A 24,606-nucleotide genomic window follows, 5' to 3' on the forward strand; every position below is an offset into this window, starting at 1 on the left:
GGCGCCCCATGCGTTCGCGCCGGGCCGCCTGAGGCGGCCCGGTCCCCGAGAACCCCTGGATGTCGAGGCGGGACATGGCGGAACGCGCGAGCGGAACTTCACCGGGCTTGCCGTCGGGAACGTCGCGGCCGACGGCGGCGCGGCGGCACGTCCCGGCAGGGTCGGGGACGGCGTTTGTGCCTTGCCGCGCGCCTCGCACAATGGGCTGTGCGCCCGATTCCCGGGCGCCGTCCAAGGACAGGACCGACCCGGCCCGGCCTCCGCGCACAGTCCCGGTGCGAGGCCGTGCCGTGCGCCTCGACCGGACGCCCGCGCGCCTGGGGCACCGTCCGGCCATGCATCCCGACCCCGACTTCCCGCTTTCCCCCGCCGACGTCCGCCCGATGCGGGCGGACGTGCACGAACTCGCGCGGGCGCGGCAGGCCATCTCCGCCCTGGCCCATCCCGACACGCGGCCCATCGTCGACACGGCCATGGGCACCCTGCATGCGGCGCTCTCCGGGGGCGGTCTCCAGGTCTCCAAGATCCCCGGGCTGCAGAGCGCCATCCGCAAACACGTCAGGCAGGCCTGGATGGACGGCATCGTCGCCCCCCTAGCCCGGTCGCGCCATCCGGCCGACCGCGCCGTGCTCGACGCGATCCCGAAGGATTTCGCCCTGAGGGCCCACGCCGAGGTGCTGGCCGCCCTGGAACGGATCGCCCGTTGGGTCCCCGAGGATGCCGACGGCACGCGGGCGCAGCTCGGGCGGGCCTTCGAGTACCTGCGGATGCTGCCGCTCATCCTACAGGCCCTCGCCGATCTCGAAGGCCTCGCGCCGGGCGCCACACGAACGGGCCGCCCCGCATCCGGACCCGGTTCGTCGGCCCTCGCCGACGCCGCCGCACTGGTCCAGCGCCGGCTCAAGGCGGCGCTGTCGCCGGGCCTTCCATCCTTGATCGGCGACCTGGCCGACCTGGTTCACCGCGGCCCCGCGGCCGCGGCCGACGTCCCCGCGCTGCGCTGGACGGCCGCCGCGCTCCTCGCGCCGCCCGCGCGCGGCACACGGACATCGGACCGGGGCGGTCCGCAATGGCGCCGGAGCCTCGCCGGCGCGCTCTCGCGCGACCTGATCGACGAGGCGCTCGCGCCGGCCGCAGGTCGACTGCTGCGCCGGCATGCCGGCCTGGAGATCGGGGACGCCCGCTATGCCCGGGGCGAGGGACACGGAGGCCGGCTGGACCTCGCCCTGTCCCGCGCCGGCGTCAGGCTGCTCCTGGCGGTCCGCTTCGACGTCGCCGCCGGACGGTTCGAGCAATCATCCGCGGTCGTCTCGTCGGACGGCGCGCCGACGACGCTCGCGCCCGAAGACGCCGATGCGCTCCTCGATGCGTCCATCCCCGACGAGCTCAACACGCCCGCACATCGCGCGATGCGTCGCCTCTCGCGGCTGGACGGCGCATCACTCCTCCCCATGCAAGTCAACGGGACCGGCGAGCCCAGGTCGCTCCGGAGGCCGTTCACGCGCTGGATGCCGGGCTGCTGGAGGAGCTTGTCCGCACCGCCGACGAGGAGGGGAGCGCCGTCAGGTTCGACCCGGTCCGCGACCTCGTGCTGGCGTCGGGCCTGGTCGAGATCGGCTTCGAGTGGCACGACGGGCCGGCCGGTCGGTGCCTGTTCCGCGCCCCCGTTCAACCCACCGGTCGGCCAGGCCCGTGACGACCAGGTCCGAGACGTCCCGGCCGGGTCGCCGGCCGGATCGGGGGCCCTGTCGACGGCAATGCCGCTCGGCCAATGCGAGGGTCGCGCTACCCGCCGACCCGCGAGGGCCAGCTCGATGAAATGCGGCATACGCCTTCGTCTCGGCGCCGATGCTGATCAGAATACGGAGACCGACATTTGTTACGGCGGCCTGTGCTCGAATGAATGCTTCGTCGATTTGAAGATCCACGAACGCGGACGTCGCGTTTGCGGGTGTCCTAGGGTACGTCGACGGCCGCCCGCCGTTGGAGACACGCGACACTCGGCCGGAGGATGACCCGGGGACGGGACGGACAAGGTTGGCCGGGGGCGCGACCCGGTTTTATTCAGCCACTCAACCGGGTCGACCGGGTCAGCTTCCGTTTACCACGTCCGGTGGACCTGGGCGAAAGAACTTGCGGCTGGGCGGGCACCCGGTCTATGGTCCGATCATCAGGTCGCGGAGCTCCTCCGGACCTGGATGCGGACCTGGACCTGGTCGGGGGTGTCGAATGGATGTGATCACCCAGATGTGCCAGGAGCGCGACCGGGCCCGGCAAGCCGCCGCGGACAGGACGCGGCAGCTTCAGGGCTCGTGTTGGAACACGTGAGCGCCATCGCGGCGGAGACCGCCAAAGCGGCCCGCCTCGACCAGGTGATCGCGACCCTGCGGCAAGGGGCGGCATACGCCCCGGAACCGGCCCAGGCGGCCGACCAGGCCGAGACGAAAGCGGAGGCCCGGCCGGCGCCGGACGACGAGCCGGTACCGGACGAGGCCGAACGGATGCCGGCGCCGAAAGTCTCCGGCCTGGTCGCCCAGGTCATCGTCGACGCTCTCGCGAAGGCTGGCGCCAAGGGGTTGTCGGGGACTGAAGTCAACGACGCGGTCCGGGACGCCGGCTTCACGCTCGATGCCTCGGAGAAAAACAAGACCCGTCTTAAGAATAAAAACCTCGTTTACCATGATCGGAAGGCACAACATTGGTATCTAAAAGATCCAACGAAGTCCTCAGCATCATAAGATCAGTCTAGATCCAACAACTCATCAATCATCGAGGAGAATTCCGATGCGCAACCGATATCGCGCAGCCCTCCGCGCGCGCTCCCGCGACCCACCAGGCCAGGGAGTGATCGTCGAGGCAAAATAAAAGCGCACGGCCCGATCCGGGCCGCACGCTTTGAGCTTGCCCGCTACGCAGCCGAAAGGCTGTAGCGGATAAGGTCCGGCACGCCGGACGAGAGCTTGAGCCCTCTCGACCACGTCACCGCCGGACCTCGTGATCACGACCGCCGCATACCAGACCGGCCAACCACCGGGATCAAGGCCGACATTCGAGACCGATGACGTATGCCAGCTCTCGCCTGCGAAAGCAAGCGGGCTGCGCTCCGCCTCCTCGGGATCCGCCGGCCCAAGCCGGCCGCGCCCGGACCGTCCCCGCGACGGATCCGGACCGGCCCCGCGCGACCCCATCCGAGGAGAGCACCATGAACGAGCCGTACCGCGTCGAGCCCCTCACGGCCGACTTCCAGCCGCCCCTCGCCCCCCTGATCGACCGGGCCTTCGATGCCTGGGACGGGGACGTCGCCGCGCTGCTCGGCGTCCCGCGGGGGTCGTTCGAGCCGGAGACCGAGGCCAGCGAGCCCACCGAGTTCTGAGCCGCCGCCGAAGCCCCGGCCTCCGGGCCGGGGTCACCGCCCATCCCACCACCAAGGCCGGCCCCGTCCGCCTTTCGAGGATCCGCGCGATCATGACGCAGCTCGAACTCTTTCCCCCGACGACCGCCGACGCCGACCGGCTCCGGGCCGAGATCCAGGCCCTCGACGAGATGACGGAGCGCGAGCGCGCCGCCGCGCTGCGCCGCCACCGTTACGTGCGGGCGGTCGAGGACCTCCCGCCGGGACGGCGGGGCGACCGCCACCTGCGGGCCGCGATCCGCGCCGTCTGCGAGCTGAGCGACGACGTCGATCCGCCCACGCCGCGCCAGGTCAGGGCATGGGAAGCGCGGCTCCGGGAGGCCGGCGGGAACCCGGCCAGCCTCGTCGACCGGCGGATGGCGCGGTCGCCCCGGCAGCAGACCCACTGGGCCCCGTGGATCGGCGAGCTTGTCGACCAGGTCGTGGCCGAGGCCGACCCGCGCCGGGGCGTCACGCTGACGGCCATGGCCCGCCTCGCACAGGCGAGGTGCCTGGAAGCGTCCCATGCGCGGGAAGGCGCGGCCGCTGACGTTCCCGCTTTCCGCACCCTCGTGCGGATGGTCGGCGACCGTCTGCGTCCCCTGCAGCAGGCGTACCGGTTCCGGCACCTCTCGTGCGGGCGTCCCCTCGCCGAGGTCGTCGTCGCCCGGGAAGCCCTGCGGCTCGCCATCCCGGAACTCGGCGCCGACCGCGTTCACCTGGTCACCGCACGCGACATCTACAGCGGCGTGATCGTGGCGGCGGCGCTCGGCACCGCGCCGCCGGACGGGGAGGACCTACTCGGCCTGTTCGGGGCGCGGACCGCGACGGCGGCCCCGGAGCCGCTCGGCGCCGCCCGCCTGTGCATGGGGCTGCCGGAGGTGCTCGTGCTGGACCGGGATCCCGCCTTCCACGGCGCCACGTTCCGGCATTCCGCGGCGGCGCTCGGCATCCGGCTGCACTTCGCCGGGGTCGACCATCCGGGCGCTCCCTGCCGGGTGGCGGGCCTGCAGCGCTGGCTGACGGCCCGGGGGGAGGCGGTCGGGGACGCAGGAAGCCTGATGGCGGGGGCCCACGCCTGGCTCGCCGATCTGGACTTCCGCCGCTCCGGAGCGGACCGGCGGACCCCGCTGGATCGCTGGCAGGAGGGGGTCGCTCGCTATCCCATCCGGCTGCCGCCGGGGACCGCTTCCGCGATCCCGGCCGGCGAGGAATCGGGCGGCGCCGACGCGGCCCAGGGGCCCGACGGCCGCGACGCCCGGCGGAGGCCCTGATGGCGGCGACCCTGCGAAGCCGCCATGTCGGCAAGCCGAGCCCGTCGCGCCCGGTCGTCACCGGCCGACGGGACTGCATCACGGGCGAGGTCCCCTCCGGCAAGGCGGGGATGGGCTACCGCATGGTGGCCTACGAGGGCCTCCTCGCGCGGGACTTCATCCTGATCCTGGAGCAGGACGATGCCGTCCTGCGCTACCAGGAGGAACCCGCTCCCTTCCGGTGGCACGACGGCGTGCGGTGGCGCAGCTACACGGCCGACTTCGCCGTCGAGATCGACGACGGGCGGCGCGTCGCCGTCGAGGTCAAGCCGCGGAAGCGGGTGATCAGGCTGGGCTGGGACGGGTTCCGGCCCCGCATCGAGGCCGGCGCCAGGGCCGCCGGCTACGACGGCTTCGAGCCTGGACCGAGGTCGAGATCGACGCGCTCCGCGTCGCGAACGCCGCGCTCGTCGCGAGCGAGCGCACCTTCGTGGCCGACGAGGCGGAGCAGCACACCATGCGCGTCGTCCTCGACCGCTTCGGCGGCCGGGGTCTCGTCCGGGAACTCCGGGCGGCGTCGGGGCTCCAGGCCCGCGCCTTCCGGGCCGTCGTGGCCCTGGTCGCGCGCGGCGAGGCCGAGCTGGCCGACCCCGGCCGGCCCTTCGACGACAACGCCGTGATCCGCCGTCCCGCGAACCCCAGGAGTGCACCTTGAACAGGCTCGACCAGCAGTTCCGCCTTCCCATCGGCGCGGTCGTCGTCGTCGACGGCGTCCCCTACGCACCCGTCGCCCGCGAGCGGGCGGGCCTCGCCCTGCGCAGGCTCGCGGGCGGTTCCGAGACCGTCGTCCTGAGCGACGCCGTCCTGGTGGACCTCCACCGCGGCGGGAGGGTGCGCATGGCGGGACCCGGCGCATGCGGGGGGCGGCGCTGACCATGGGCGCGTGCCAGATCCGTCTCCAAGCGGACGCGCTCGTCATCGTCGAGGGCGTCTACCACAAAGTGCTCTCGCGCGACGAGGCCGGCGTCACGCTGCGCACCCTCGGGGCGAGGCCGGTCACGGTCACGAAGACCCATGCCGAGTTGGCCGACCTCTACTTCGGCGAGCCCAGGCGGCTCCAACTGGTGGAGGACACCGCCGCCGGGCTCCCCCAAGGCGTCAGGGACAACCTCCTGCGCAACATCGACACCTTCGACGTTCGCCAGCAGGACGCGGCGCTGATGCGCCTCGACTACGTGCAGGCGTGCGACCGGTGCTTCGCCGAGCGGACCCACAGGAAGGTCCCGAAGGGTTACGCCGACATCGCGAGGCTCGTCGCGGCCGAGCGCCGGCAGCGGGCCATCGAGAACGAGGGCTCCCATCCCGACGACGTGCCGCTCGAACGGGTGAGCGGCTCCTCGCTGAAGGGCTGGTACGGGCGCTGGCGCAAGGGCGGCAAGTCCATCGTGGCGCTGATCCCGCTGGACGACCTGAAGGGACGGGCGGGTTTCCGCCTCGATCCCGAGGTCGAGATGATCATCGCGGAGCGCGTGCGCGAGGACTGGCTCACCCGGAACGGACCGCCGCTGAGCCATGTCATCGTCTTCATCCAGGGTAGGATCGAGCGCGAGAACAAGACGCGCACCGTGCCCTTCGACGTGCCCGACGGCATGACGATCCGGCGCTGGGTGAAGGCGAACGTCAGCCAGTTCGACGTGATCTACCATCGCGAGGGCCCCGCCGCGGCGGAGCAGGCCTTCCGGCACGTCAAGAAGGCCCCGCAGGCGACGCGGCCGCTCGAAATCGTCGAGGTCGACCACACGCCCCTCGACGTGTTGGTCCTGGAGGGCGACGGCACGCCGGCGCGCGACCGGCGCCGCAAGGACAAGCGCACGAGGCGGGTCTGGCTCACGGTCGCGATCTGCGCCGCGACCCGCATGATCGTGGGATTCCACCTCAGCGACGAGCGTCCCTCCTGGACTTCGGTGATGCACTGCCTGCGCATGGCGGTGCTGCCGAAGGACCTGACCGGCATCCGGGTCGACACGGCGTGGCCCGTGTTCGGCGTGCCGGAGGTGGTCAAGCTCGATAACGGGAAGGAATTCCACTCCCGGTCGATGAAGGCGGCCGCCGGGCAGCTGCGGTTCGAGCTCCGCTACATGCCCCGGCGCAAGCCCCACCTGAAGGGCAAGGTCGAGCGCGCCCTCGGCACCATCGCGCGTGACTTCTGCGCCTACCTTCCCGGCCGGACCTTCCGCGACGTGCGCGAGCGCGGCGACTACGACAGCGTCGGGCAAGCCGCCCTGACCCTGGCCCAGCTCGTCGAGTTCTTCACGATCTGGGTCGTCGACATCTACCACAACCGCAAGCACGGCGGGCTGCTCGGACGAACGCCCCTGCTGCGCTGGCAGGACCTGGCGGGCTACGGCACGCGCCTGCCGCCGTCGGCCGACGACCTCGACCCGCTCATCGCCCTGGTGGTCCCGCGGACCATCCAGCGGAACGGGATCACCTTCCTCGGCCTCACCTACCAGTCCGACGAACTGAAGGGCGTCCGGCGCAGGAAGGGCTTCCACTTCGGCGACGAATTCCTCGTCAAGGCCGACGCGTCCGATCTCGGCCACCTCCTCGTCCTGGTGGACGAGGAGGCCGGTGGATCAAGGTCCCCTGCGAGGACGGGTTGGCCGACGGGACGTCCCTGGCGGAGTGGCGAGACGTGGTCCGCACGGCGCGTCGGATGACGCAGGAAGGCCAGCGCGTCGCCCGCGCGACGCTCGTCCGCGCGATGGAGCTGCTGCGCGCCGAATGCCGCAAGGCCGGCGTCAAGCCGAAGCGCCTGGCCAGCGTCGACGTCGACTGGTTCCGCGACCATGCCGACGACCCGATGTTCGAGGTCGCCTGGGACGCCGCGGACGAGGGCGCCCACGAGGAAGAGCGGCTGCGGACCCGACGCCCGCGGAAGGCCGCGCCGCCGGCCGCGGCCGACGCGGCACCCGCGCCCCGGGTCGGGCAGGGTGGCCGCAAGACCGCCCCGCGCCCGGCCAGCGCCCCGCAGGACGCCGCGCCGGCGGCCCGGCCGGCCGGTCCGAGGCCCGTCGCCGCCGAGGCCGATCCGCGGAGCGTGACGGCGGACGTCGGCGCCGAGTTCGACCCCGACGATCCCGACAACTGGACTGCCGAGTGAGGGCCATCGCATGCCGCAAAGCCAGGACGGGGAGATCTTCCGCCCCGACGTCACCATCCTCCCCGGCCCCCAGGCCGCCCCGGTCCGCCGTGAGCGGTTCGCGATCCGCTTGAGCCCGCAGGACCTCGAACGGCGGGCCTGGAAGCGACGCGTCGACACCATCCACGTCAACACCGACGTCGTGATCAAGACCGTCGCGCGCTTCGACGAGATGCTCAAGGACCTCGGCGACGATGTCGAGGGGCAATGCCTCGTCATCCCGGCCGCTTCCGGGGCCGGGAAGTCGCATCTGCTCGCCCGGTTGCAGATCCGCCCGGCGCTCGTGCCGTTCCGCGACGAGTTCGGCCCCGTGCGGCCGCTGGTCTACATCAAGGCGCCGAGCCCCTGCACGCTGAAGACGCTGGGTCTCGCGCTGTACCTCGCCATGACGGAGAAGGAGCTCAGCGCCAACCTGAAGGAGCACGACATCTGGACCCGGGTGCGCCACCAGATGCACGCCCAACTCGTCTCCATCATCATGATCGACGAATTCCATCATGCCTTCCGTGGACGCACCGGTGACGAGCGGCGCACCCTGGTCGAGACGCTGAAGAACCTCGTCATCCCGGATCCGGACGACCCGCTTCGACCGCCCGGCGCGGAGTTGCGCCCCGTCTCCCTCGTGCTCTCGGGCATGCCCTGGCTCAAGAAGGTGCTGAAGGAGGATTTCCAGGCTCCTCCGGCGCTGCGTCTTCAAGCCGATCAAGCCGCTGGGTCACTCGGAAGCCTGCGTGAAGAAGGCCACGAAATTCCTGTCGCTGGTCGAGGCAAGGCTCGGCTTCCCGGCCGCGTGCGGCCTGTCGGAGCACGACATGGTGCAGCGCATGCTCAAGGCTTCGAACGGCTACACCGGTCGCATGATGCACCTCGTCAAGAAGGCGGCCTTCCGCGCCATCCAGTCGGGCAAGCCGAGCATCGGGCAGGTCGACCACCTCGGCTTCGTCTTCGAGGAGATCTTCGAGCTCGGTCCGCGCAGGAACCCGTTCCTGGTGGTCGATATCTCGACCCTGCCGAAGATGAAGGAGATCGAGTTCGAGAGGCTCACGCGCCTGACGGGGACCGCCGAGGCCGGGGTCGAGACGCAAGCCGACGACGCGTAGGGGAAAACCGATGCGGCTGACAATCATCCCGCCCGTCATCGACGGGGAATCCGCCGCGGCGCACCTGCTGCGCGCCTTCGACGTCAACGGCGAGCCGTGGAGCCGCGAACGCCTCAGGACCGCGGGCCATTCCATGAGCGACATCCTGCAGGGTCGCGCCGCCGGCCCCCTCGCGGATCGGCTCGGCCGTGGCGAGGACGCGTTCCGGGGTTGGACGCCCACCGAGATCACCAAGAAAAAGGTGGTGATCGCGGACGAGGTGGTCCACCGGGACGATTGGACGACGAACGTGCGGCGGTGGTGCCCCTGCTGTTGGCAGGACGACCTTCGCAGGACGCCGTCGGGACGACACGCGCACTGGAACATCCACCGGCGCTTCTGGTGGGACGTGGCCGCCGTCGGCACCTGTCCCCTCCATCATGTCCGCCTGGAGGCGTCCTGCCCGATTTGCCGGACGGGCGTCACCTGGGAAGCCGGCTCGCTGACCCGTTGCAGGAACGGCCATTCCCTTCTCGCCTGCGACGGCGCCAGGGTCCCGCCCGCGACGACGCTGGCGGACGCCTACGTGGTCGGCCGACTCGGCGGCATGGCCCGGACCAGCGTGCCCCTCCTCGACGGCCTGACGCTCGCCGAGGCCTGCGACGCCATGGAGCGGTTCGGCGTCGCCCTGCTCGGCGGCGCCGACGGGGCCCTCTCGAAGTTTCCGGCGGAGCGCCATCCGGAGGTGTTCTCGGCCGGTCTCGCCACCGCCCGGGACTGGCCGCACGCCTTCGACGCCCTGCTCGACGGGATGGCCCGAGCCGACCATGTCGGCCTCGGCGCCTGGGGGGCCGAGCAGGTCTACGGCTACCTGTATCTCTGGGCGAAGCGGCTGCCGACCGGAGCGAGCGGGGATGCGGTTCGGGCGGCGCTTTACGCGCATCACGCCGCCCGGGGCCCGGTTCACAAGACCTCGGTGGTGATCCGGCATGCCGACGTCCCGTTGGTCAGCCTCGCCGACATCGCCGCGGAATGCGGCCGCAGGCCGGGCTCATCGCCGGCTACGTCAAGGCCCTGGGCGCCTGGCCGGAACGGACGCGGAGGGGCACGCCCATCGGCATCGCCCGCGAGACCGCCGCCGAGATCCGGGCTATCCTCGACCGCGCGCTCCGCGCGGAGGATCTGCCGGCGGCGCTCGGGCTGGCGAAGCGCCAGACGCGGATGTTGGTCGCGGCGCGGATCGTCCCGCCCGCCGAGATCCACGCGCGCGCCGGCATCAAGGCCGACGTCTTCGACCGGGATGCCGTGGCCGCCGTGCTATCCCGGATCCGTGGCTCGGCGCCGACCGTCGAGGCCATGCCCGCCGGCCTCCTTCCGCTCGCGCGAGCCAGCCAGCACGGCAAGGTCGACGGCGTGCGCGGCACCTGCGACATGATCCTGGCCGGCCAGCTTCGGGTCAGGGCGGTCCTGCGGGACGTACCCGGCCTCGCGGGCTTCCTGGTCGACCCGGAGGACATCAGGGTCGCGCGGCGTTCGCGCGAAGGTGGGGGTCTCACCCTCGAAGAGGTCGGCCGGCGGCTCACGGTCCCGACGGACAGCGTCGGCCTGATCGTCCGGGCAGGCCTCATGGCGGGGACAGCGATGCCGTGCGGGGAGATCCTCGTCAGGGACGATGCGCTCGCGGCTTACGAGGCCGAGTACGCCACCACGGGTGCGCTCGCCAGGGAGATGGGATCCGGCGCGCGGTGGGTGCGGGAAGCCTTGGATCGGGCCGGCGTCGGGCCAGCCTTCGCGATCACGGGCCGAAAGACCACGACGGTATGGCGCCGGATGGATGTCCCGACGGACCTTCGGCGCCGCATCGCCAGGACCCACGCGCCGCCACCCTAGGAGCACGCCGGGACCGCCGTGCCGCGCGAGCGCCGTCGGCGCAAAGCCAGGAGCGGGGCGATGAGGATCTGCGCGGGGCGTCGACCGAGGAAGGATGTGACGCCGTCTTGGTTCGGGGACCCCGTCGCCTTCCAGGGCACGTGAACGGAATGGATCATCGCCGCGACCGTGATCGCGGCGGCGGCCCATCGGTTCGGCTGGCGCGGCCTCGCGCTCGGATCCGTCCTCGGTGCGACCGACGTCGCGGTGCTGGCGGCGCTGCAGGCGGCGACCTGCCGGATCGCCCGGCATTGGCTGGATCGGATCTCGGTCCTGCCGCCGCTCGGGTTCGGCCTCCAACGCGCTTATGAAGTCACCACCGGCCTGCGAGGCCGCCCCGGTGCCGACGTCCACCCTCGCGGTCAGGCTTGCACCTGCCCATCGACGCCGGCGGGCTCGGTTCGCGCCTCGGGCATCGGCAGCGGCGGGGCTGGTGAGCCTCGTGGTCTGGCCCGGCGTGTCCCGGCGCAACAAGACGGCGACCGCGACCGCCGGAAACGGATCGGGGCTCGCCGTCCTCGTCCGCCGGGCTTGCTGCTGCGGGATGGAGCGCATCGTCCGACGCATGCCGCCCGACGTGCCGGACGCAATCGCGGTGGTGACGGTCACCGGTCACGACGCCTTTCGATTCCGGCTCGGCTACACCGGGGTGGCTTGACGGGGCGTCCGGCTGGACGAAACCCATGTCCGGGACGATCTGACCGGGGCCGCCGTTCCGCCCGGCAGATCCTGCGATCTAGGAGCGGCTCGGGGTCCTGCCGGGCTCGGCTTCGACCTGCGCGACTGCGACCTGCCGAACGCGCCGCGGCAGTTCGCGAGCGAGGGCGGCCTTCCTGTAAGGCGTCATCTTCCGCCACGCGCGTATTTCCGGGACCGTGCGGCCGCAACCGAGGCACCAGCCGGTCCGCCCATCCCACTGGCAAACCCCGATGCAGGGGTCGTCCTTCCTCATGCTAGGGCCTCCCCGCCACGCGACGCATCGGTCGCTGGACACAGATAGGGTACCCCCCTATGTATTGCGAGGACGAGGACGCCATTCATGGCTCACACGATCAAGGACAGGACCAAGCTGCTGGCGCGGGTGCGCCGGATCAAGGGACAGGCGGAGGCGGTCGAGCGGGCCCTGGAGGCCGAGCACGGCTGCGCCGACGTGCTGATGCTGGTCGCCTCGATGCGCGGGGCGATCAACGGGCTGACCGCCGAGCTGATGGAAGACCACATCCGCCACCACGTCGTGAACCCGGACGCCGAGCCGGACGCCGAGCGCGCCCGGGGCGCCGCCGAGCTGATCGAGGTGGTGCGGACCTACCTCAAATGACGAGAGCCGCCCCATGACCCCGTTCGCCGACCTGCTGCAGCAGGGGACCGCGCATGCCTGGCTGTTCGTGCCGAGCGCCATCCTGCTCGGCGCCCTGCACGGCCTGGAGCCTGGCCATTCGAAGACGATGATGGCAGCCTTCATCATCGCGGTCCGGGGCACGGTCACGCAGGCGGTCCTGCTCGGGCTGGCGGCGACGCTCTCGCACACCGCGGTCGTCTGGGTGATCGCGCTGGGCGGACAGTATCTCGGCCAGGAATGGGGTGGCGAGACGGCCGAGCCGTACTTCCAGCTGGCGTCGGCGGTGCTCATCGTCGGCATCGCGCTCTGGATGGCGTGGCGGACCTGGCGCGAGCAGCACCACGGTCACCATCATCACCATGGCGAGCACCGGCACGTCGTGACCGGCGACGGCCGGTTGACGCTGGAGGTGTACGAGGACGGCGTGCCGCCGCGCTGGCGCCTCCGGGCCGAGACGGGTCCGCTGCCCGCGCCGGGTGCGGTCACCGTCGAGACGGTCCGTCCGGACGGCGGGCGGCAGACGTTCGCCTTCGCCGATGGGGGCGAATTCCTGGAGAGCCTGGAGGAGATCCCCGAGCCGCACGCCTTCACGGCGCGACTGCGCCTTGACGGGCCCGCGGGTGCGGAAACCCACGAGGTCGCGTTCGAGGAGCAGGATCACGACCACGGTCACATGAACCTGGGCGACGAGGACGACGCCCATGCCCGGGCGCATGCGGAGGACATCCGGCGACGCTTCGCCGGGCGTCAGGTGACGACTGGACAGATCGTGCTGTTCGGGCTGACCGGCGGCCTGATCCCGTGCCCGGCCGCCATCACCGTCCTGCTCCTGTGCATCCAGCTCAAGCAGTTCAGCCTCGGCTTCGCGCTGGTCGTCTGCTTCAGCATCGGCCTCGCGCTCACGATGGTCTCGGCCGGGGTGCTGGCTGCCCTCAGCGTCAAGCACGTCGCGTCGCGGTGGTCCGGGTTCGGTGCCTTCGCCCGTCGGGCGCCCTACGCCTCGGCAGCCCTGATCGTGCTCGTCGGCCTCTACACCGGCTGGCTTGGCTGGCAGGGCATCCATCCCGACCCCGCGGCGCACGCGGTCGGGATCGTCCCATCGGTCAGCCCATCGTAAGCGCGGTCCCGGCGGGCTTGGTCGCCCCGGCGGTCCTCGCCGCGAAAGCCCACAGCCGTCGAGGCGCCGGTGCATCGGCGGATGTGGCCGAGATGGACGCGGCTGCCCGCTCGGAGCGAACCGGTCGAGCCTCCTGACGCGTGGGGCAAGTCGACGGACTGACCGGGCTGCCACCGCGAAGACCCGCATGGCGGGGTTCCGGCGGCGCATCGCGCCGCACCTTCGCCATTCGGTCGAAGCCGCGGCGCGTGGCATCCACGGCCTCGTGACGGAAGCGCCCGACGAACATCCGGCTCGGTTCAACCCGGCCGGGCCGCGGGCCAGCGTTGGTGCAGGTCGTCGATGACGAAGGCGTGGGCATGCCGGCGCGTCCCGACGCCGTCCAGGTGCGGATGGCCAGATTCGAGGTCGGGGTGCGCGTGCTCGACGACGTCCGGGTCCGAGGCCGGCCAGAGCGCCGCCGCCGCGGCGACGGCGACCAAGGTCAGCGCGCCCAGCACCGCCAGCGTGACCGGCATGCCCGCCTTCGCGCCGAGCCAGCCGGCAAGTGGATAGGTCAAGAGCCAGGCGACATGCGAGAGCGCGAACTGGGCGGCGAACACGGCCGGGCGGTCGCCGGGCGTCGCGGAGCGCCGGAGCAGCCGTCCGGTCGGGGTCTGCGCGGCGGAGTAGCCGATCCCGAGCGCCAGCCAGGCGGCCAGCAGCATAGGCCAGCCGATGACGCCGCCCCAGGTCGTGGCGGCGAAGCCGAGCAGCACGACGCCGAGGAACGCCGCCGCCGGGAGCATGACCGTGCGGTCGGGCAGCCGGTCGAGCACCCGCGGCAGCAGCAGGGCCGCCAGCATCGAGCCGCCGCCGAACAGCCCGAGCGCCACCGCGACGTCGTTCTGGGGCCGTTGCAGGAGGGCCTGCACGATCACCACCGTGTTGACGATGACCATGGAGCCGGCCGCCGCCACCGCGAGGTTCAGGGCGAGAAGCCCGCGCAGCCGCGGCGTGGCGAGGTAGATCCGCAGCCCCCGCGTGGTGCGCTCGTACACCCCCGCCCGGCGCTCGGGCGGCGTCGGGGACGGGAGCGCCACCGAGACGACCAGGGCGGCCGAACACAGGAATCCGACGACCGTGCCGCCGAACAGCCAGTGGAAGTCGATGACCGTCAGCAGCAAGGCGGCCAGTGTCGGACTGAGCAGGTTCTCCAGGTCGTAGGCGAGGCGCGAGAGCGACAGCGCCCGGGTGTAGTCACGCTCGTCCGGGAGGATGTCCGGGATGGTCGCCTGGAAGGTCGGCGTGAAGGCCGCCGAGCAGGCTTGCAGCACGAACACCAGTAGGTAGACCTGCCAGACCTGGTCGACGAAGGGCAGGATCAGGGCGACGCCGGCCCGGACGAGGTCGGTCGCAACCAGGAAAGCGCGGCGGGGCAACTGCCCGGTGAAGGCGTTCGCGATGGGCGCCACCAGCACGTAGGCCACCATCTTGATGGCGAGCGCCGTGCCCAGCACCGCCCCGGCCTCTGCCCCGGCCAACCGGTAGGCGAGCAGGCCGAGGGCCACCGTCAGCAGGCCGGTGCCGATCAGGGCGATGACCTGCGCGGCGAACAGGTGCCGGTAGGTGCGGTTGGCGAGGACGCTCAGCATCGGGGCCTTCACAGGTACTTGGCCAGCGCCTTGAACTCGGCCAGCGCCGCCTTGGCGGACTTGCCGCCGTCCGCGACGCCGTCGCCGATGCAGTGCTCCATGTGGTCCTCGATCAGCGTGCGCTTCGCGTTGGCGATGGCGCTCTCGACCGCCTGCAACTGCTGGGCGAGGTCCACGCAGGGGCGGCCCTCCTCGATCATCGCGATGACGCCGGCGAGATGGCCGTGGGCGCGCCTCAGCCGCTTGATGATCTCCGGGTGGGAGGCGTGCACGTGATCCATGTTGACATGCTATCCCCCCGGAGGGGATAAGGGAAGGGTGTTCGACGCGCCGAGATGGACGGCGCTCGCCGGGAAGAGGGTGTCGGGTGTCATTCGGACGGCGTCTCATGACGGTGGCCGTCGCGTTGCTCCTGGCGGCCGTGACGGTGATGCCGTTGCTCGCCGAGGCCCGGCACGCGGCCTCCGGTCCCGTCGCGCTCGCCATGCCGCCGGTGGCGGGACAGGACGACGCCAAGGCCCACCAGGATGCCGATGACCTGGTCCACCACGCGCAATCGCACGCGCAGGGCGTGATGCCCGTCGCCGCCAAGGCTCCCGCGAGCGTGACCACGTCGGCGGCGCGGTCGTTCGCCCGCCTGGACGACGTCTTCCGAGCCGGGGGCGGGGCGCAGGGACCGTTCGAGCCTCCGAGGACCTGAGGCTTTCCGCCTCTTCCCATCCTCGAACGACGGCGCCGTGCGCGTGCGGCCGCCCGTCCATGGCACCGACATGTCCAGACGTCTCATCCCCGTTCTGCTGGCCCTCGCCGGCGGCGTCCTGATCGCGACCTGGTGGCCCGGCGCTCCCGATGCGGTCCACACCATGCTGGCGGGCGCCAGGGGGCCGCCGCGCCCGCCAAGCCCGAACCGCACGCGGCGGCCGGTCCGGAGCCGGAGAGATCCGGCCTCGTCAAGCTGACGGACGACCAAGTCGGCAAAGCCGGCATCCGCACGGACGGGGTTGGTGGCGGGAACCTCTCGCGCCACCTGCACGTGCCGGGCACCATCGTCCCGAACGCCAACCTGACCGCCCGCATCGCGGTGAAGACCACCGGCACGGTGGTGGAGCTGCGCAAGGGGCTCGGCGACAAGGTCGCCAAGGGCGAGGTCGTGGCGCTCCTCGACAGCCGCGAGATCGCCGACGCCAAGGGGGAATACTTGGCGGCACGCGTGTCGGCCGCCCTGCAGAAGACGCTCTACGAGCGCGACAAGGAGCTCTGGGACAGGCGCATCTCGTCCGAGCAGCAGTACCTGCGCTCGCAGGCGAGCTACCAGGACCTGAAGGTCAAGGAGGACGCGGCCCGCCGCAAGCTGACCTTCCTCGGCCTCAGCCAAGCCGAGATCCAGGCGTTGCCGAACCAGCCGGAGGCGCAGTTCGAGCGCCAGGAGATCCGATCGCCGCTCGGTGGCAAGGTCGTGGAGCGGCGCGTCGACCTCGGGGCGGCCGTCGGCCGGGACAACCTGGAGACCGAGCTCTACAGCGTCGTCGACCTGTCGACGGTCTGGGTCGATCTCGCGGTGAGCCCCGGCGACCTGCCGCTGGTCCGCGAGGGCCAGACGGTGGCCGTGCGGGCCGAGGCGACCGGCGAGGCCGCGCGCGGTCGCATCGTCATCATCGTGCCCGTCCTCGATCAGGCCACGCGCGCGGCGCGGGTCGTCGCGGAACTGGCCAACCCGGACGAGACCTGGCGGCCCGGGTCTTTCGTGGGTGCCGAGATCGTGATCTCCGACAAGCCGGTGCGGGTGCTCATCCCGGCCTCGGCCATCCAGACCTTGGAGGGCAGACCGAACGTCTTCGTGCGGGTGGCCGCGGGCTTCGAGGCGCGGCCGGTGAAGCTCGGGCGGTCGGACGACGCCGCCGTGGAGGTGACGGAGGGGCTGGAGCCCGGCGAGGCCGTGGCGGTGACCAACACCTTCACGCTGAAGTCCGAGCTCGGCAAGGCCGCGGCGGAGGACTGAACCGTGATCCGCCCGATCCTCGCCTTCTCCGTCGCCAACCGCTACGCGGTCATCCTGGTGACGCTCATCGCCACCGCCTTCGGGGCCTGGTCGCTCGCGCGGCTGCCCATCGACGCGGTGCCGGACGTCACCAACAACCAGGTCCAGGTCAACGCCATCGCGCCGGCGCTGACGCCGGTCGAGATCGAGAAGCAGGTCACGGTCCTGGTCGAAAGGGCGCTCGCCGGCACGCCGGGCCTGGAGAGCTTGCGCTCCTTCTCGCGCAACGGCTTCGCCCAGCTCACGGCCGTGTTCAGCGACAAGGTCGACGTCTACTTCGCCAGGCAACAGGTGAACGAGCGCCTGGGCGAGGTGCGCAACACCCTGCCACCCGGGGTCGAGGTCAGGCTCGGGCCGATCTCGACCGGCCTCGGCGAGATCTACTGGTGGGCGGTCGAGTACCAGGCCGCCGGCGACGGCGCCCCGGTCCGCGATGGCCTGCCGGGCTGGCAGTCGGACGGCAGCTACCTGACGCCCGAGGGCGAGCGGCTGAGGTCCGACTTCGAGCGCACGGTCTACCTGCGCACGGTCCAGGATTGGATCATCCGGCCACAGATGAAGAGCGTGCCGGGCGTGGCCGGCGCCGACGCCATCGGCGGCTTCGTCAAGGAGTACCAGGTCAAGCCCGACCCGATGAAGCTCGTCGGCTACGGCCTGGGCTTCGCCGACCTGACCCGGGCCATCGGAGCCAACAACGTGACCCGGGGCGCCAACTACGTCGAGCGCAACGGCGAGGGCTATGTCGTCCGGGCCGGAGGACTGATCGAGAACGTCGACCAGATCCGCGACGTCGTCGTGGCGACCCGGGCCGGGATACCGATCCTGGTGAGGGACGTCGCCGAGGTCGGGATCGGCCGCGAGCCCGGACCGGCTCGGCCAGCGAGAACGGCCGCGAGGTCGTGCTGGGCACCGCCCTCATGCTCATCGGCGAGAACAGCCGAACCGTCTCGGCGGCCGCGGACGCCAAGATCAAGGAGATCAACAAGCTCCTCCCGCCGGGCATCCAGGCCCGGACGCTGCTCAGCCGGACCGACCTCGTCGACGCCACGATCCGGACGGTGTCGAGGAACCTGGCCGAGGGGGCGCTGCTGGTCGTCGCGGTGCTGTTCCTGGCGCTGGGCAACATCCGCGCGGCGATCATCACGGCCCTCGTCATCCCCGTCGCCATGATGCTGACGGCGACCGGCATGCTCGCGGGCCGCATCAGCGCCAACCTGATGAGCCTCGGCGCGCTCGACTTCGGGCTCATCGTCGACGGCGCGGTCATCATCGCCGAGAACAGCCTGCGGCACCTGGCGGAGCGGCAGCACGCGCTGGGACGGAAGCTGAGCCTGGACGAGCGGCTGGAGACCGTGCGCGTCTCGGCCGAGGAGATGATCAAGCCGAGCGTCTACGGGCAGGCCATCATCATCCTGGTCTACGTGCCGCTGCTGACCTTCACCGGCGTGGAGGGCAAGACCTTCGCACCCATGGCGCTGACGGTGCTGATCGCGCTCGTGGCGGCCTTCGTGCTGTCCCTGACCTTCGTCCCGGCGATGGTCGCGACCTTCATCACCGGGCGGGTCGGCGAGGGCGACAACCTGCTGATCCGAGGACTGAAGGCCGCCTATCGACCGGTGCTGGGCGGGGCGGTCCGGACGCCCTTGGCTTTCATAGGCGGCGCGGTGGTCGTCATCGGGCTGGCCGGGGCCCTGGCGACGCGGCTCGGCCAGGAGTTCACCCCGACGCTCGACGAGAAGAACATCGTCATGGAGGCGCGACGCATCCCCTCGACGGCCATCTCGCAGTCGCAGGCCATGCAGCTCGGCGTCGAGGACGCCATGAGCAAGTTCCCGGAGGTGGCCTTCGTCTACTCGCGCTGCGGCACGCCCGACATCGCCGCCGACCCGATGCCGCCGAACGCCTGTGACACCTACCTGATCCTGAGGCCCCAAGCGGAGTGGCCGGACCCGTCCGAGGCGAAGGAATCGTTGATCGCCCGCATGGACGCCGAGGCGAAGCTGATCCCGGGCACGCTCCTCGGGTTCTCGCAGCCCATCCAGATGCGCTTCAACGAGCTGATCGCGGGCGTTCGCGACGACCTCGCGGTGAAGGTGTTCGGCGAGGAGTTCGGCCCGATGGTCGAGGGCGCCCGCAAGATCGCGGGCATCCTGCGCAGCCTGGAGGGCGCCGCCGACGTGAAGGTCGAGGAGGCGGTCGGGCTGCCGTTCCTGGAGATCAAGGTCGACCGGCGCGAGATCGCCCGGCGCGGCTTGAGCATGGCGGACGTGCAGGACGTCATCGGCACGGCGGTCGGCGGCAAGGATGCCGGGCTGGTGTTCGAGGGCGACCGCCGCTTCGCCATCGTGGTCCGGTTGGCCGACGACGTCCGGGGCGACGTCGAGGCGCTGAGGAACCTGCCGGTGCCGCTACCGCCCTCGCAGGCCGCGCCCGCGCGGGCGGGCACCGGGGTCCCGGCCGCTCCCGCGCCGGCCGGCGGGACGAGCGTGCCGCTGCGGCAGCTTGCCTCGTTCGCCTTCGGCGAGGGGCCGAACCAGGTGAGCCGCGAGAACGGCCGCCGCCGCGTCGTGGTCACCGCAAACGTGCGCGGGCGCGACATCGGCTCGCTGGTGGCCGAGGCGCAGGCGCGCATCGCCGCCGAGGTGCGGCTGCCGCCCGGTTACGAGGTCAAGTGGGGCGGGCAGTTCGAGAACCTGACGGCCGCCCGCCAGCGCCTGGCGGTGGTCGTGCCGGCCTGCTTCGCGCTGATCTTCATCCTGCTCCTCGGGGCGCTCGGGTCCGGGCGTGACGCGCTGATCGTGTTCAGCGCCGTACCGATGGCCCTGACCGGCGGCGTGGCGGCCCTGTGGCTGCGCGAGATGCCCTTCTCGGTCTCGGCAGCGGTCGGGTTCATCGCGCTCTCGGGCGTCGCGGTCCTGAACGGCTTGGTGCTGCTGAACCACATCCGCGCGCTCGTGGAGGAGGGAACGGCGATTCCGGATGCCGTCCGCGAGGGCGCCCTGACCCGGCTGCGGCCGGTGGCGATGACGGCCTTGGTCGCCGCCCTGGGCTTCGTGCCGATGGCCCTGGCGACGGGCACGGGTGCGGAGGTGCAGCGGCCGCTGGCGACCGTCGTCATCGGCGGCTTGGCCAGCGCGACCGTCCTGACGCTGCTGGTCCTTCCGGCGCTCTACGTCCGGTTCGGCAAGGCCAAGGCGTCCTTCCGGTCCGCTCCACGAGGCCATGTCGTGGCGTGGACCGACCCACGAACGCCTTAGCCGGACGGCCTCGCGAGCGGTCGGATCAGGGCGACCGCATCACGGCGGGACAAGGTTCCGGGTAAATCGGGACAAGCTGTGTTGAGAGCGTCGCTGTCGCTGAGCCGAAAACGGGACACGCTTTCATGAGAGCGTGTCCTGCGCAGCCGCGCGCATGGATCGGCATCACCGAGGCAGCCCCGGACCGAACGAGGCGGCGCCCACGCGGCGGGAGGGCGTAACCCGACGCGTGCCGCCGCCATCCAACGCCTTCGGGAACGCCCTGTCTCGGATCGCGTGCCGCCGCCGCGTCTCGACGGATCGAGGCCAGATCCAGGGCCACGAACGGCTGTCCGCCCGGACTTCCAGCCGGACCGGATGAAAGGTCGCCGCCCGCCGCCTCTACTCAAGGGCCTCTGGGCATCGCACGGGGCACGGCGGCGGTAGAGGCCTCTGAGCCAGGCTCATTCCGACAGGCGCTGCGCCTTCCGAGGCGAGCCGCCCGTCGGGGACAGCCGGCGCGCGGCGTCGATGTCGCCGAAGGACCGGGGCGAGGCCGCCTCTCCGCGGGTCACGCCCACGGCCTCGCGACCGGGTCCGCGGGCCGTCCTCGCCGGCGATGGGGGCGCCGGGGCGCTCGGCTCTCAGGCTGGCCAGTTCGCCGGCCGACCCAGGAAGCCGCGGCCCGGCATGCCGCGGAGCCATGTCACGAAGGCGCTCACCCGCTCGGGCGTGAACTGGTTCCGATGGCCCTGCGTGCTGTGCACGAGATCGCGCAGTCCCTGGGGGACCAGCGGGCCCGACCCGCCCCAGTAGGCGTACTCGCGCCCGAGAAGCACCCGGTCCGTCCGACCGGTGTCGCGCACCAGATTCGGCAGGCTGGTGACGCCCCCGGGCTCGCTATGGAAGGAATCGGCCTGGACGAAGGTGCCGTCGGCCGAGCGGCGGTAGATGTTGTCGCCGTAGATCTGCATGCGGCTGCCGGACATCACGGGTCGCTTGGCGCCGAAGCGAGCGTCGTCCCAGTACCGGTCGAAGGTGAGGATCTCGTCGACCCGCATCCAATAGACGACACGGTCCTTGATCCCGTTCGGGATCGAGCCGGTCCCGACCACGAAGTCCCCGACGCTCGCGTGCTGCCGGATCAGGGGTTTGCACGCGCTCAGCGTGCACACCCGGTGAAACGGATTGGGCGCGAACCCGAGGTCGTGGTCGATCACGTAGGAGTGGACGCGCACGCCGGCCTCAGCACTTGTTCCGCTTGGTCGGGCGCTCCGCCCGCGGCTGGGCGTCGGGCTTCAACCACTCGGGCTTCGCGTTCCTCCGCGGTAAGGCGCCCCGCAGGCTGCCCGCATCCCAGGGGACGGTATCGCCGCCGTAATCCTCGAACGCGCGCGGCAGCGTCTCGTCCTGGGTTCTAGGAGGCCAGATCCCGATGACGCGACGACCCTGGGCGGCGGCCCGTTGCATCACGCGCCCCAGCTCCTCGTCCGCGAGGCAATCGGGAGACAGCACGATCACCCCCAAGTCCTCGTCGGGCGTCTCGGCGTGACCGGCCCGGACCTCGTCATCCGCGGGCTCGCCGTCTTCCGTCGCAACGGGATCCTCGACGTGCTCGTCGTCTTCCCCTTCCTCGTCGTCCCCTTCGTCGGGCTCGACGGCGGCGACCTCCTCGTCCACGACCTCGCAGCCCGCCTCGGCCAAGAGCTTGAGCAGGGCCGTGCGTTCCTCGTCATCGACAGGACCGAGCACGCGAACCTTCGGCATGTGCGGCTTCTCCCCAATGCCCAGGTCCTTCCGTCGCGCATTTCGCCCGGGAGCCTGGCTTACTAAAGTTTAGGTGGTCAGCCGCGGCCGGTATGGCAAGGGTGATTCCGCCGCGGCGTGTGTGGGCACCGGCACCCTGGACTGAGCGCCGAAAAGGTCCGACGATGGCAACCTGAGGATATGCCAACCCGGAGCGGGGAGGGGACATGGATACGGCGCCGCTTAGCCTGAACGGTTATCAAGCCGGGGCGATCCGGACGGACCGGACGCGCGGGAAGGGCACCGGCCTCGACCTGGCCGTGCTCGGCCTCTTCGGCGAGACGGGCAGCCTGCTGAGCGAGACCAAGAAGAAGCAGCGCGACGCGCGGTCCTATCTCGGCTACGAGGCGAGCGTCGTCGAGGAGATGGGCGACGCGCTCTGGTACCTGGCGGTGATCGCCGATCACGCCGGGCTGCGCTTGGGGGATCTCGCCGGCCGCGACGTCGCCGGGGGACCCGAGCCGACCTTCGCGGACGTGCAGCCGCAGCGCGCCTTGCCTTTGCACGTCCCGACCGTCGCCTTCGAGCACACCCTGCTACAGCTGGCCGGGGCCGTGGGCCGGCTGGCCGCGCTAGGGGCGCGGGGCGACCTCGCGGGAAGCCCGGACCTCCCGGAGCGTCTCTCCGCGGTGTTCGGCCTTCTCGTCGCGGCCGCGAACGAGGCCGGCGTCACCCTGGAGCAGGCCGCCATGCGCAACCTCGCGAAGGCCGAGGACCGTTGGCCGGCGACGCGCGTGGCCCCGCCGCTGTTCGACGAGGCGTTCCCGGACGAGGAACGCCTGCCCCGCGCGTTGACCATCGACATCTTCGAGCGCACCGGCGGCAACGACAGGCGGTACGTCGTGCAGCGATGCAACGGCATCTTCATCGGCGATCGCCTGACCGACAACATCATGAAGCCGGACGATTACCGGTTCCACGACGCCTTCCACTATGCCTACGCCGCCGTCCTCGGCTGGTCGCCGGTGACGCGCGCGCTGTTCCGCCTGAAGAGGAAAAGCGAGGCCCGCGTCGACGAGGGGCAGGACGGGGCGCGCGCGATCCTGATCGAGGAGGGCGTGGCGACCTTCGTCTTCGGTGAGGCGAAGCAGCTCGGCTTCTTCGAAGGTCAGCGCCCGGGCGACCTAGGCTTCGCCTTCCTGAAATCGGTGAGGCAATTCGTGCGCGGCTACGAGGTCGAGGCCTGCCCGCTCTGGCTTTGGGAAGAGGCCATCCTCGCCGGTAACGAAGCGTTTCGTTTCTTGCGGGAGAAGCGCCGCGGGCGCCTTCGTCTCGATCTGGTCGGGCGGAAGATGCTGGTCGAGGACCTGCCGACATGACACCTGGCGCCTTCATCGAGGCCCTCGCGGCGCTTCGCTTCAGCGACACCTTCAACCCCTACGCCGAGGCCTGCCCGGACCACGACGGCGTCGATGCGCCTCAGGTCCGGCGGGAGAACCTGCGCCTCGTCCTGGAGGCGGCGCTCGCCGGAGGTGTCGACTCGATCTGGATCGCGCGCGACCTCGGGTACCGCGGCGGGCGGCGCACGGGGCTGGCGCTCACGGACGAGGCCCACCTCTCCGCCCATGCCGGTCTCTACGGACAGCTGCCGCTCGCGCGCGCCACCCGCGGGCCCGCGATGACCGAGCGCACGGCGACGGTGATCTGGCAGGTTCTCCGGGACCTGCGGCGTCCGATCTTCCTCTGGAACGTCTTCCCGCTCCATCCGCACGCGTCGGGCGACCCGCTGTCCAATCGCTGCCACACCCGTCGGGAACGGCAGGCGTCCCGCCACCTCCTCGAATGGCTCGTGTCGGAACTGCGGCCCAGAGCCTTGGTCGCCATTGGCAGGGACGCGGAGGCGGCCCTGGCGGACTTGGGCATGAAGGCCGAGCGGGTCCGCCACCCCAGCTACGGAGGGCAGACCGAGTTCATCGCCCGAATGGGCGAGTTGTACGGCCTACCCGCCAGAGCTCCGCACGCGGTGCAACTCACGCTGCCGTAAGGAAACCGCAGCCGGATCTTCCCGGCGTTGGTCTGGCGGCCCTCCAGGTCAGGCATGATGCACCAGCACGTGTTCGTATGCTGGCCCGGGATGAGACGCCTCGAACCTTCCCATCGCCCCGGCGGTCACGCGCACCTATGCCGGCGAGACTTCCAGGGTGCGACGCACCGGTGAACCCTAGGGGCGGGCAACGGGAAGCCGGATCACCTTGCTTTACCTCAGGCGTGCCTTCGGTCTATCGCCTTGGCGAAGATCCGGCGGACGAAGGGGGCGGTTTGGACGCGGCGGTTCGTGCGCGATTGCTGCCTCCATGAAAGCCGGGCGCCTCGTCTTCCCCTGCGGCGCCGGCCTATCGATGGCGCCGCCGAGTTCCCTGCCGTCGGCCTGAACCGTGGCCGCCAGGTTTCACGACCGCTATGTCATGAGCATCGATCCAGCGTGCCCGCAGGAAGCGCTCCCTAGCGAAAGGGGGCTTACCGGCCGTTGGATTTGCAGGCTTGGCAGGACCGCATCGGGGCTAGGCTTGCCAAACTCACGGGGAAACCCGGTCAACTCGCCCGGTGGCCTTCTGACGAACGAATCGGTACCTTCATCAGGA

The 24,606-nt window shown here is 71.3% G+C and carries 22 protein-coding genes and 3 pseudogenes; 20 read left to right on the top strand and 5 right to left on the bottom strand.

Features of this window, described 5'->3' with window-relative positions; all coding sequences use genetic code 11:
• Nucleotides 1-290: 290 nt before the first annotated feature.
• The 13 genes and pseudogenes from ACFQE0_RS10435 (at nucleotide 291) to ACFQE0_RS10495 (ending at nucleotide 11,512) form a co-directional block, all read left to right on the top strand.
• Nucleotides 291-2,015 (top strand): serine/threonine-protein kinase, encoded by a 1,725-nt coding sequence (locus ACFQE0_RS10435; RefSeq protein ID WP_378969337.1) that lies wholly within the window; start codon nucleotides 291-293, stop codon nucleotides 2,013-2,015.
• A gap of 309 nt (nucleotides 2,016-2,324) precedes the next feature.
• Nucleotides 2,325-2,738 (top strand): hypothetical protein, encoded by a 414-nt coding sequence (locus ACFQE0_RS10440; protein ID WP_378969339.1) that lies wholly within the window; start codon nucleotides 2,325-2,327, stop codon nucleotides 2,736-2,738.
• Between the two features lie 464 nt (nucleotides 2,739-3,202).
• A complete protein-coding gene (locus ACFQE0_RS10445; RefSeq protein ID WP_160534105.1) occupies nucleotides 3,203-3,373 on the top strand; it encodes a hypothetical protein in 171 nt (56 codons plus the stop codon).
• Nucleotides 3,374-3,465: 92 nt separating this feature from the next.
• The gene (locus ACFQE0_RS10450) at nucleotides 3,466-4,665 is read left to right on the top strand and encodes a hypothetical protein (RefSeq protein ID WP_116655306.1); all 1,200 of its coding nucleotides are present in this window, start codon (nucleotides 3,466-3,468) and stop codon (nucleotides 4,663-4,665) included.
• A complete protein-coding gene (locus tag ACFQE0_RS10455; protein WP_378969341.1) occupies nucleotides 4,665-5,324 on the top strand; it encodes a Tn7 transposase TnsA N-terminal domain-containing protein in 660 nt (219 codons plus the stop codon). The genes ACFQE0_RS10450 and ACFQE0_RS10455 overlap by 1 nt, the downstream gene beginning before the upstream one ends.
• A gap of 31 nt (nucleotides 5,325-5,355) precedes the next feature.
• The gene (locus ACFQE0_RS10460; protein ID WP_116655304.1) at nucleotides 5,356-5,577 is read left to right on the top strand and encodes a hypothetical protein; all 222 of its coding nucleotides are present in this window, start codon (nucleotides 5,356-5,358) and stop codon (nucleotides 5,575-5,577) included.
• Nucleotides 5,559-7,364, top strand: coding sequence for an integrase (locus ACFQE0_RS10465; protein ID WP_378969343.1), 1,806 nt, complete (start codon nucleotides 5,559-5,561; stop codon nucleotides 7,362-7,364). The genes ACFQE0_RS10460 and ACFQE0_RS10465 overlap by 19 nt, the downstream gene beginning before the upstream one ends.
• Complete coding sequence (locus tag ACFQE0_RS10470; protein WP_378969346.1) at nucleotides 7,361-7,807, top strand: hypothetical protein; 447 nt, start codon at nucleotides 7,361-7,363, stop codon at nucleotides 7,805-7,807. Before ACFQE0_RS10465 ends, ACFQE0_RS10470 begins: the two co-directional genes overlap by 4 nt.
• Nucleotides 7,808-8,018: 211 nt before the next feature.
• Nucleotides 8,019-8,444 (top strand): annotated as a pseudogene (locus tag ACFQE0_RS10475) (AAA family ATPase); the annotation flags it as partial.
• A 133-nt stretch (nucleotides 8,445-8,577) separates the two neighbouring features.
• A complete protein-coding gene (locus ACFQE0_RS10480; RefSeq protein WP_378975739.1) occupies nucleotides 8,578-8,946 on the top strand; it encodes a hypothetical protein in 369 nt (122 codons plus the stop codon).
• Between the two features lie 10 nt (nucleotides 8,947-8,956).
• Nucleotides 8,957-9,316, top strand: a pseudogene (locus ACFQE0_RS10485) (TniQ family protein); the annotation flags it as partial.
• 641 nt (nucleotides 9,317-9,957) lie between these two features.
• Nucleotides 9,958-10,815: a hypothetical protein gene (locus ACFQE0_RS10490; protein WP_378975741.1), complete on the top strand. Its 858-nt coding sequence runs from the start codon at nucleotides 9,958-9,960 to the stop codon at nucleotides 10,813-10,815.
• 472 nt (nucleotides 10,816-11,287) lie between these two features.
• On the top strand, nucleotides 11,288-11,512 hold the full coding sequence (locus tag ACFQE0_RS10495; RefSeq protein WP_133250860.1) for a hypothetical protein: 225 nt from the start codon (nucleotides 11,288-11,290) through the stop codon (nucleotides 11,510-11,512).
• Nucleotides 11,513-11,590: 78 nt separating this feature from the next.
• Here the strand turns inward: ACFQE0_RS10495 and ACFQE0_RS10500 are convergent, their stop codons facing one another.
• On the bottom strand, nucleotides 11,591-11,806 hold the full coding sequence (locus ACFQE0_RS10500; protein WP_050735139.1) for a DUF1289 domain-containing protein: 216 nt from the start codon (nucleotides 11,804-11,806) through the stop codon (nucleotides 11,591-11,593).
• 87 nt (nucleotides 11,807-11,893) lie between these two features.
• Between ACFQE0_RS10500 and ACFQE0_RS10505 the strand changes: the two genes are divergently transcribed.
• Nucleotides 11,894-12,172: a metal/formaldehyde-sensitive transcriptional repressor gene (locus ACFQE0_RS10505; protein ID WP_050735140.1), complete on the top strand. Its 279-nt coding sequence runs from the start codon at nucleotides 11,894-11,896 to the stop codon at nucleotides 12,170-12,172.
• A gap of 13 nt (nucleotides 12,173-12,185) precedes the next feature.
• The gene (locus ACFQE0_RS10510; protein WP_116655299.1) at nucleotides 12,186-13,310 is read left to right on the top strand and encodes a nickel/cobalt efflux transporter; all 1,125 of its coding nucleotides are present in this window, start codon (nucleotides 12,186-12,188) and stop codon (nucleotides 13,308-13,310) included.
• Between the two features lie 299 nt (nucleotides 13,311-13,609).
• Here ACFQE0_RS10510 and ACFQE0_RS10515 read toward each other — a convergent pair whose 3' ends face one another.
• Together ACFQE0_RS10515 and ACFQE0_RS10520 are read right to left on the bottom strand one after the other, a co-directional pair.
• Complete coding sequence (locus ACFQE0_RS10515; RefSeq protein ID WP_053620388.1) at nucleotides 13,610-14,944, bottom strand: MFS transporter; 1,335 nt, start codon at nucleotides 14,942-14,944, stop codon at nucleotides 13,610-13,612.
• Nucleotides 14,945-14,952: 8 nt separating this feature from the next.
• Nucleotides 14,953-15,225: a metal-sensing transcriptional repressor gene (locus ACFQE0_RS10520; RefSeq protein WP_050735142.1), complete on the bottom strand. Its 273-nt coding sequence runs from the start codon at nucleotides 15,223-15,225 to the stop codon at nucleotides 14,953-14,955.
• A gap of 107 nt (nucleotides 15,226-15,332) precedes the next feature.
• Between ACFQE0_RS10520 and ACFQE0_RS10525 the strand changes: the two genes are divergently transcribed.
• From ACFQE0_RS10525 to ACFQE0_RS10535, 3 genes and pseudogenes are all read left to right on the top strand, one after another.
• Nucleotides 15,333-15,644 (top strand): hypothetical protein, encoded by a 312-nt coding sequence (locus tag ACFQE0_RS10525; protein ID WP_053620323.1) that lies wholly within the window; start codon nucleotides 15,333-15,335, stop codon nucleotides 15,642-15,644.
• Nucleotides 15,645-15,776: 132 nt separating this feature from the next.
• Complete coding sequence (locus ACFQE0_RS10530) at nucleotides 15,777-16,943, top strand: efflux RND transporter periplasmic adaptor subunit (protein WP_378969350.1); 1,167 nt, start codon at nucleotides 15,777-15,779, stop codon at nucleotides 16,941-16,943.
• Between the two features lie 3 nt (nucleotides 16,944-16,946).
• Nucleotides 16,947-20,239 (top strand): annotated as a pseudogene (locus tag ACFQE0_RS10535) (efflux RND transporter permease subunit).
• Between the two features lie 623 nt (nucleotides 20,240-20,862).
• Here ACFQE0_RS10535 and ACFQE0_RS10540 read toward each other — a convergent pair.
• Nucleotides 20,863-21,456, bottom strand: a complete 594-nt coding sequence (locus tag ACFQE0_RS10540; RefSeq protein ID WP_116655297.1) for an Nmad2 family putative nucleotide modification protein — start codon at nucleotides 21,454-21,456, stop codon at nucleotides 20,863-20,865.
• A gap of 7 nt (nucleotides 21,457-21,463) precedes the next feature.
• Entirely contained in the window at nucleotides 21,464-21,985 is a 522-nt protein-coding gene (locus ACFQE0_RS10545) for a hypothetical protein (RefSeq protein WP_116655296.1), read from the bottom strand.
• A 206-nt stretch (nucleotides 21,986-22,191) separates the two neighbouring features.
• Here ACFQE0_RS10545 and ACFQE0_RS10550 point away from each other — a divergent pair, with 206 nt between their 5' ends.
• Together ACFQE0_RS10550 and ACFQE0_RS10555 are read left to right on the top strand one after the other, a co-directional pair.
• Nucleotides 22,192-23,343, top strand: coding sequence for a nucleoside triphosphate pyrophosphohydrolase family protein (locus ACFQE0_RS10550; RefSeq protein ID WP_116655295.1), 1,152 nt, complete (start codon nucleotides 22,192-22,194; stop codon nucleotides 23,341-23,343).
• A complete protein-coding gene (locus ACFQE0_RS10555; RefSeq protein WP_116655294.1) occupies nucleotides 23,340-24,008 on the top strand; it encodes a uracil-DNA glycosylase in 669 nt (222 codons plus the stop codon). The genes ACFQE0_RS10550 and ACFQE0_RS10555 overlap by 4 nt, the downstream gene beginning before the upstream one ends.
• Nucleotides 24,009-24,606: the final 598 nt, after the last annotated feature.

Source organism: Methylobacterium komagatae, assembly GCF_042661665.1.
GTDB lineage: Bacteria > Pseudomonadota > Alphaproteobacteria > Rhizobiales > Beijerinckiaceae > Methylobacterium > Methylobacterium komagatae.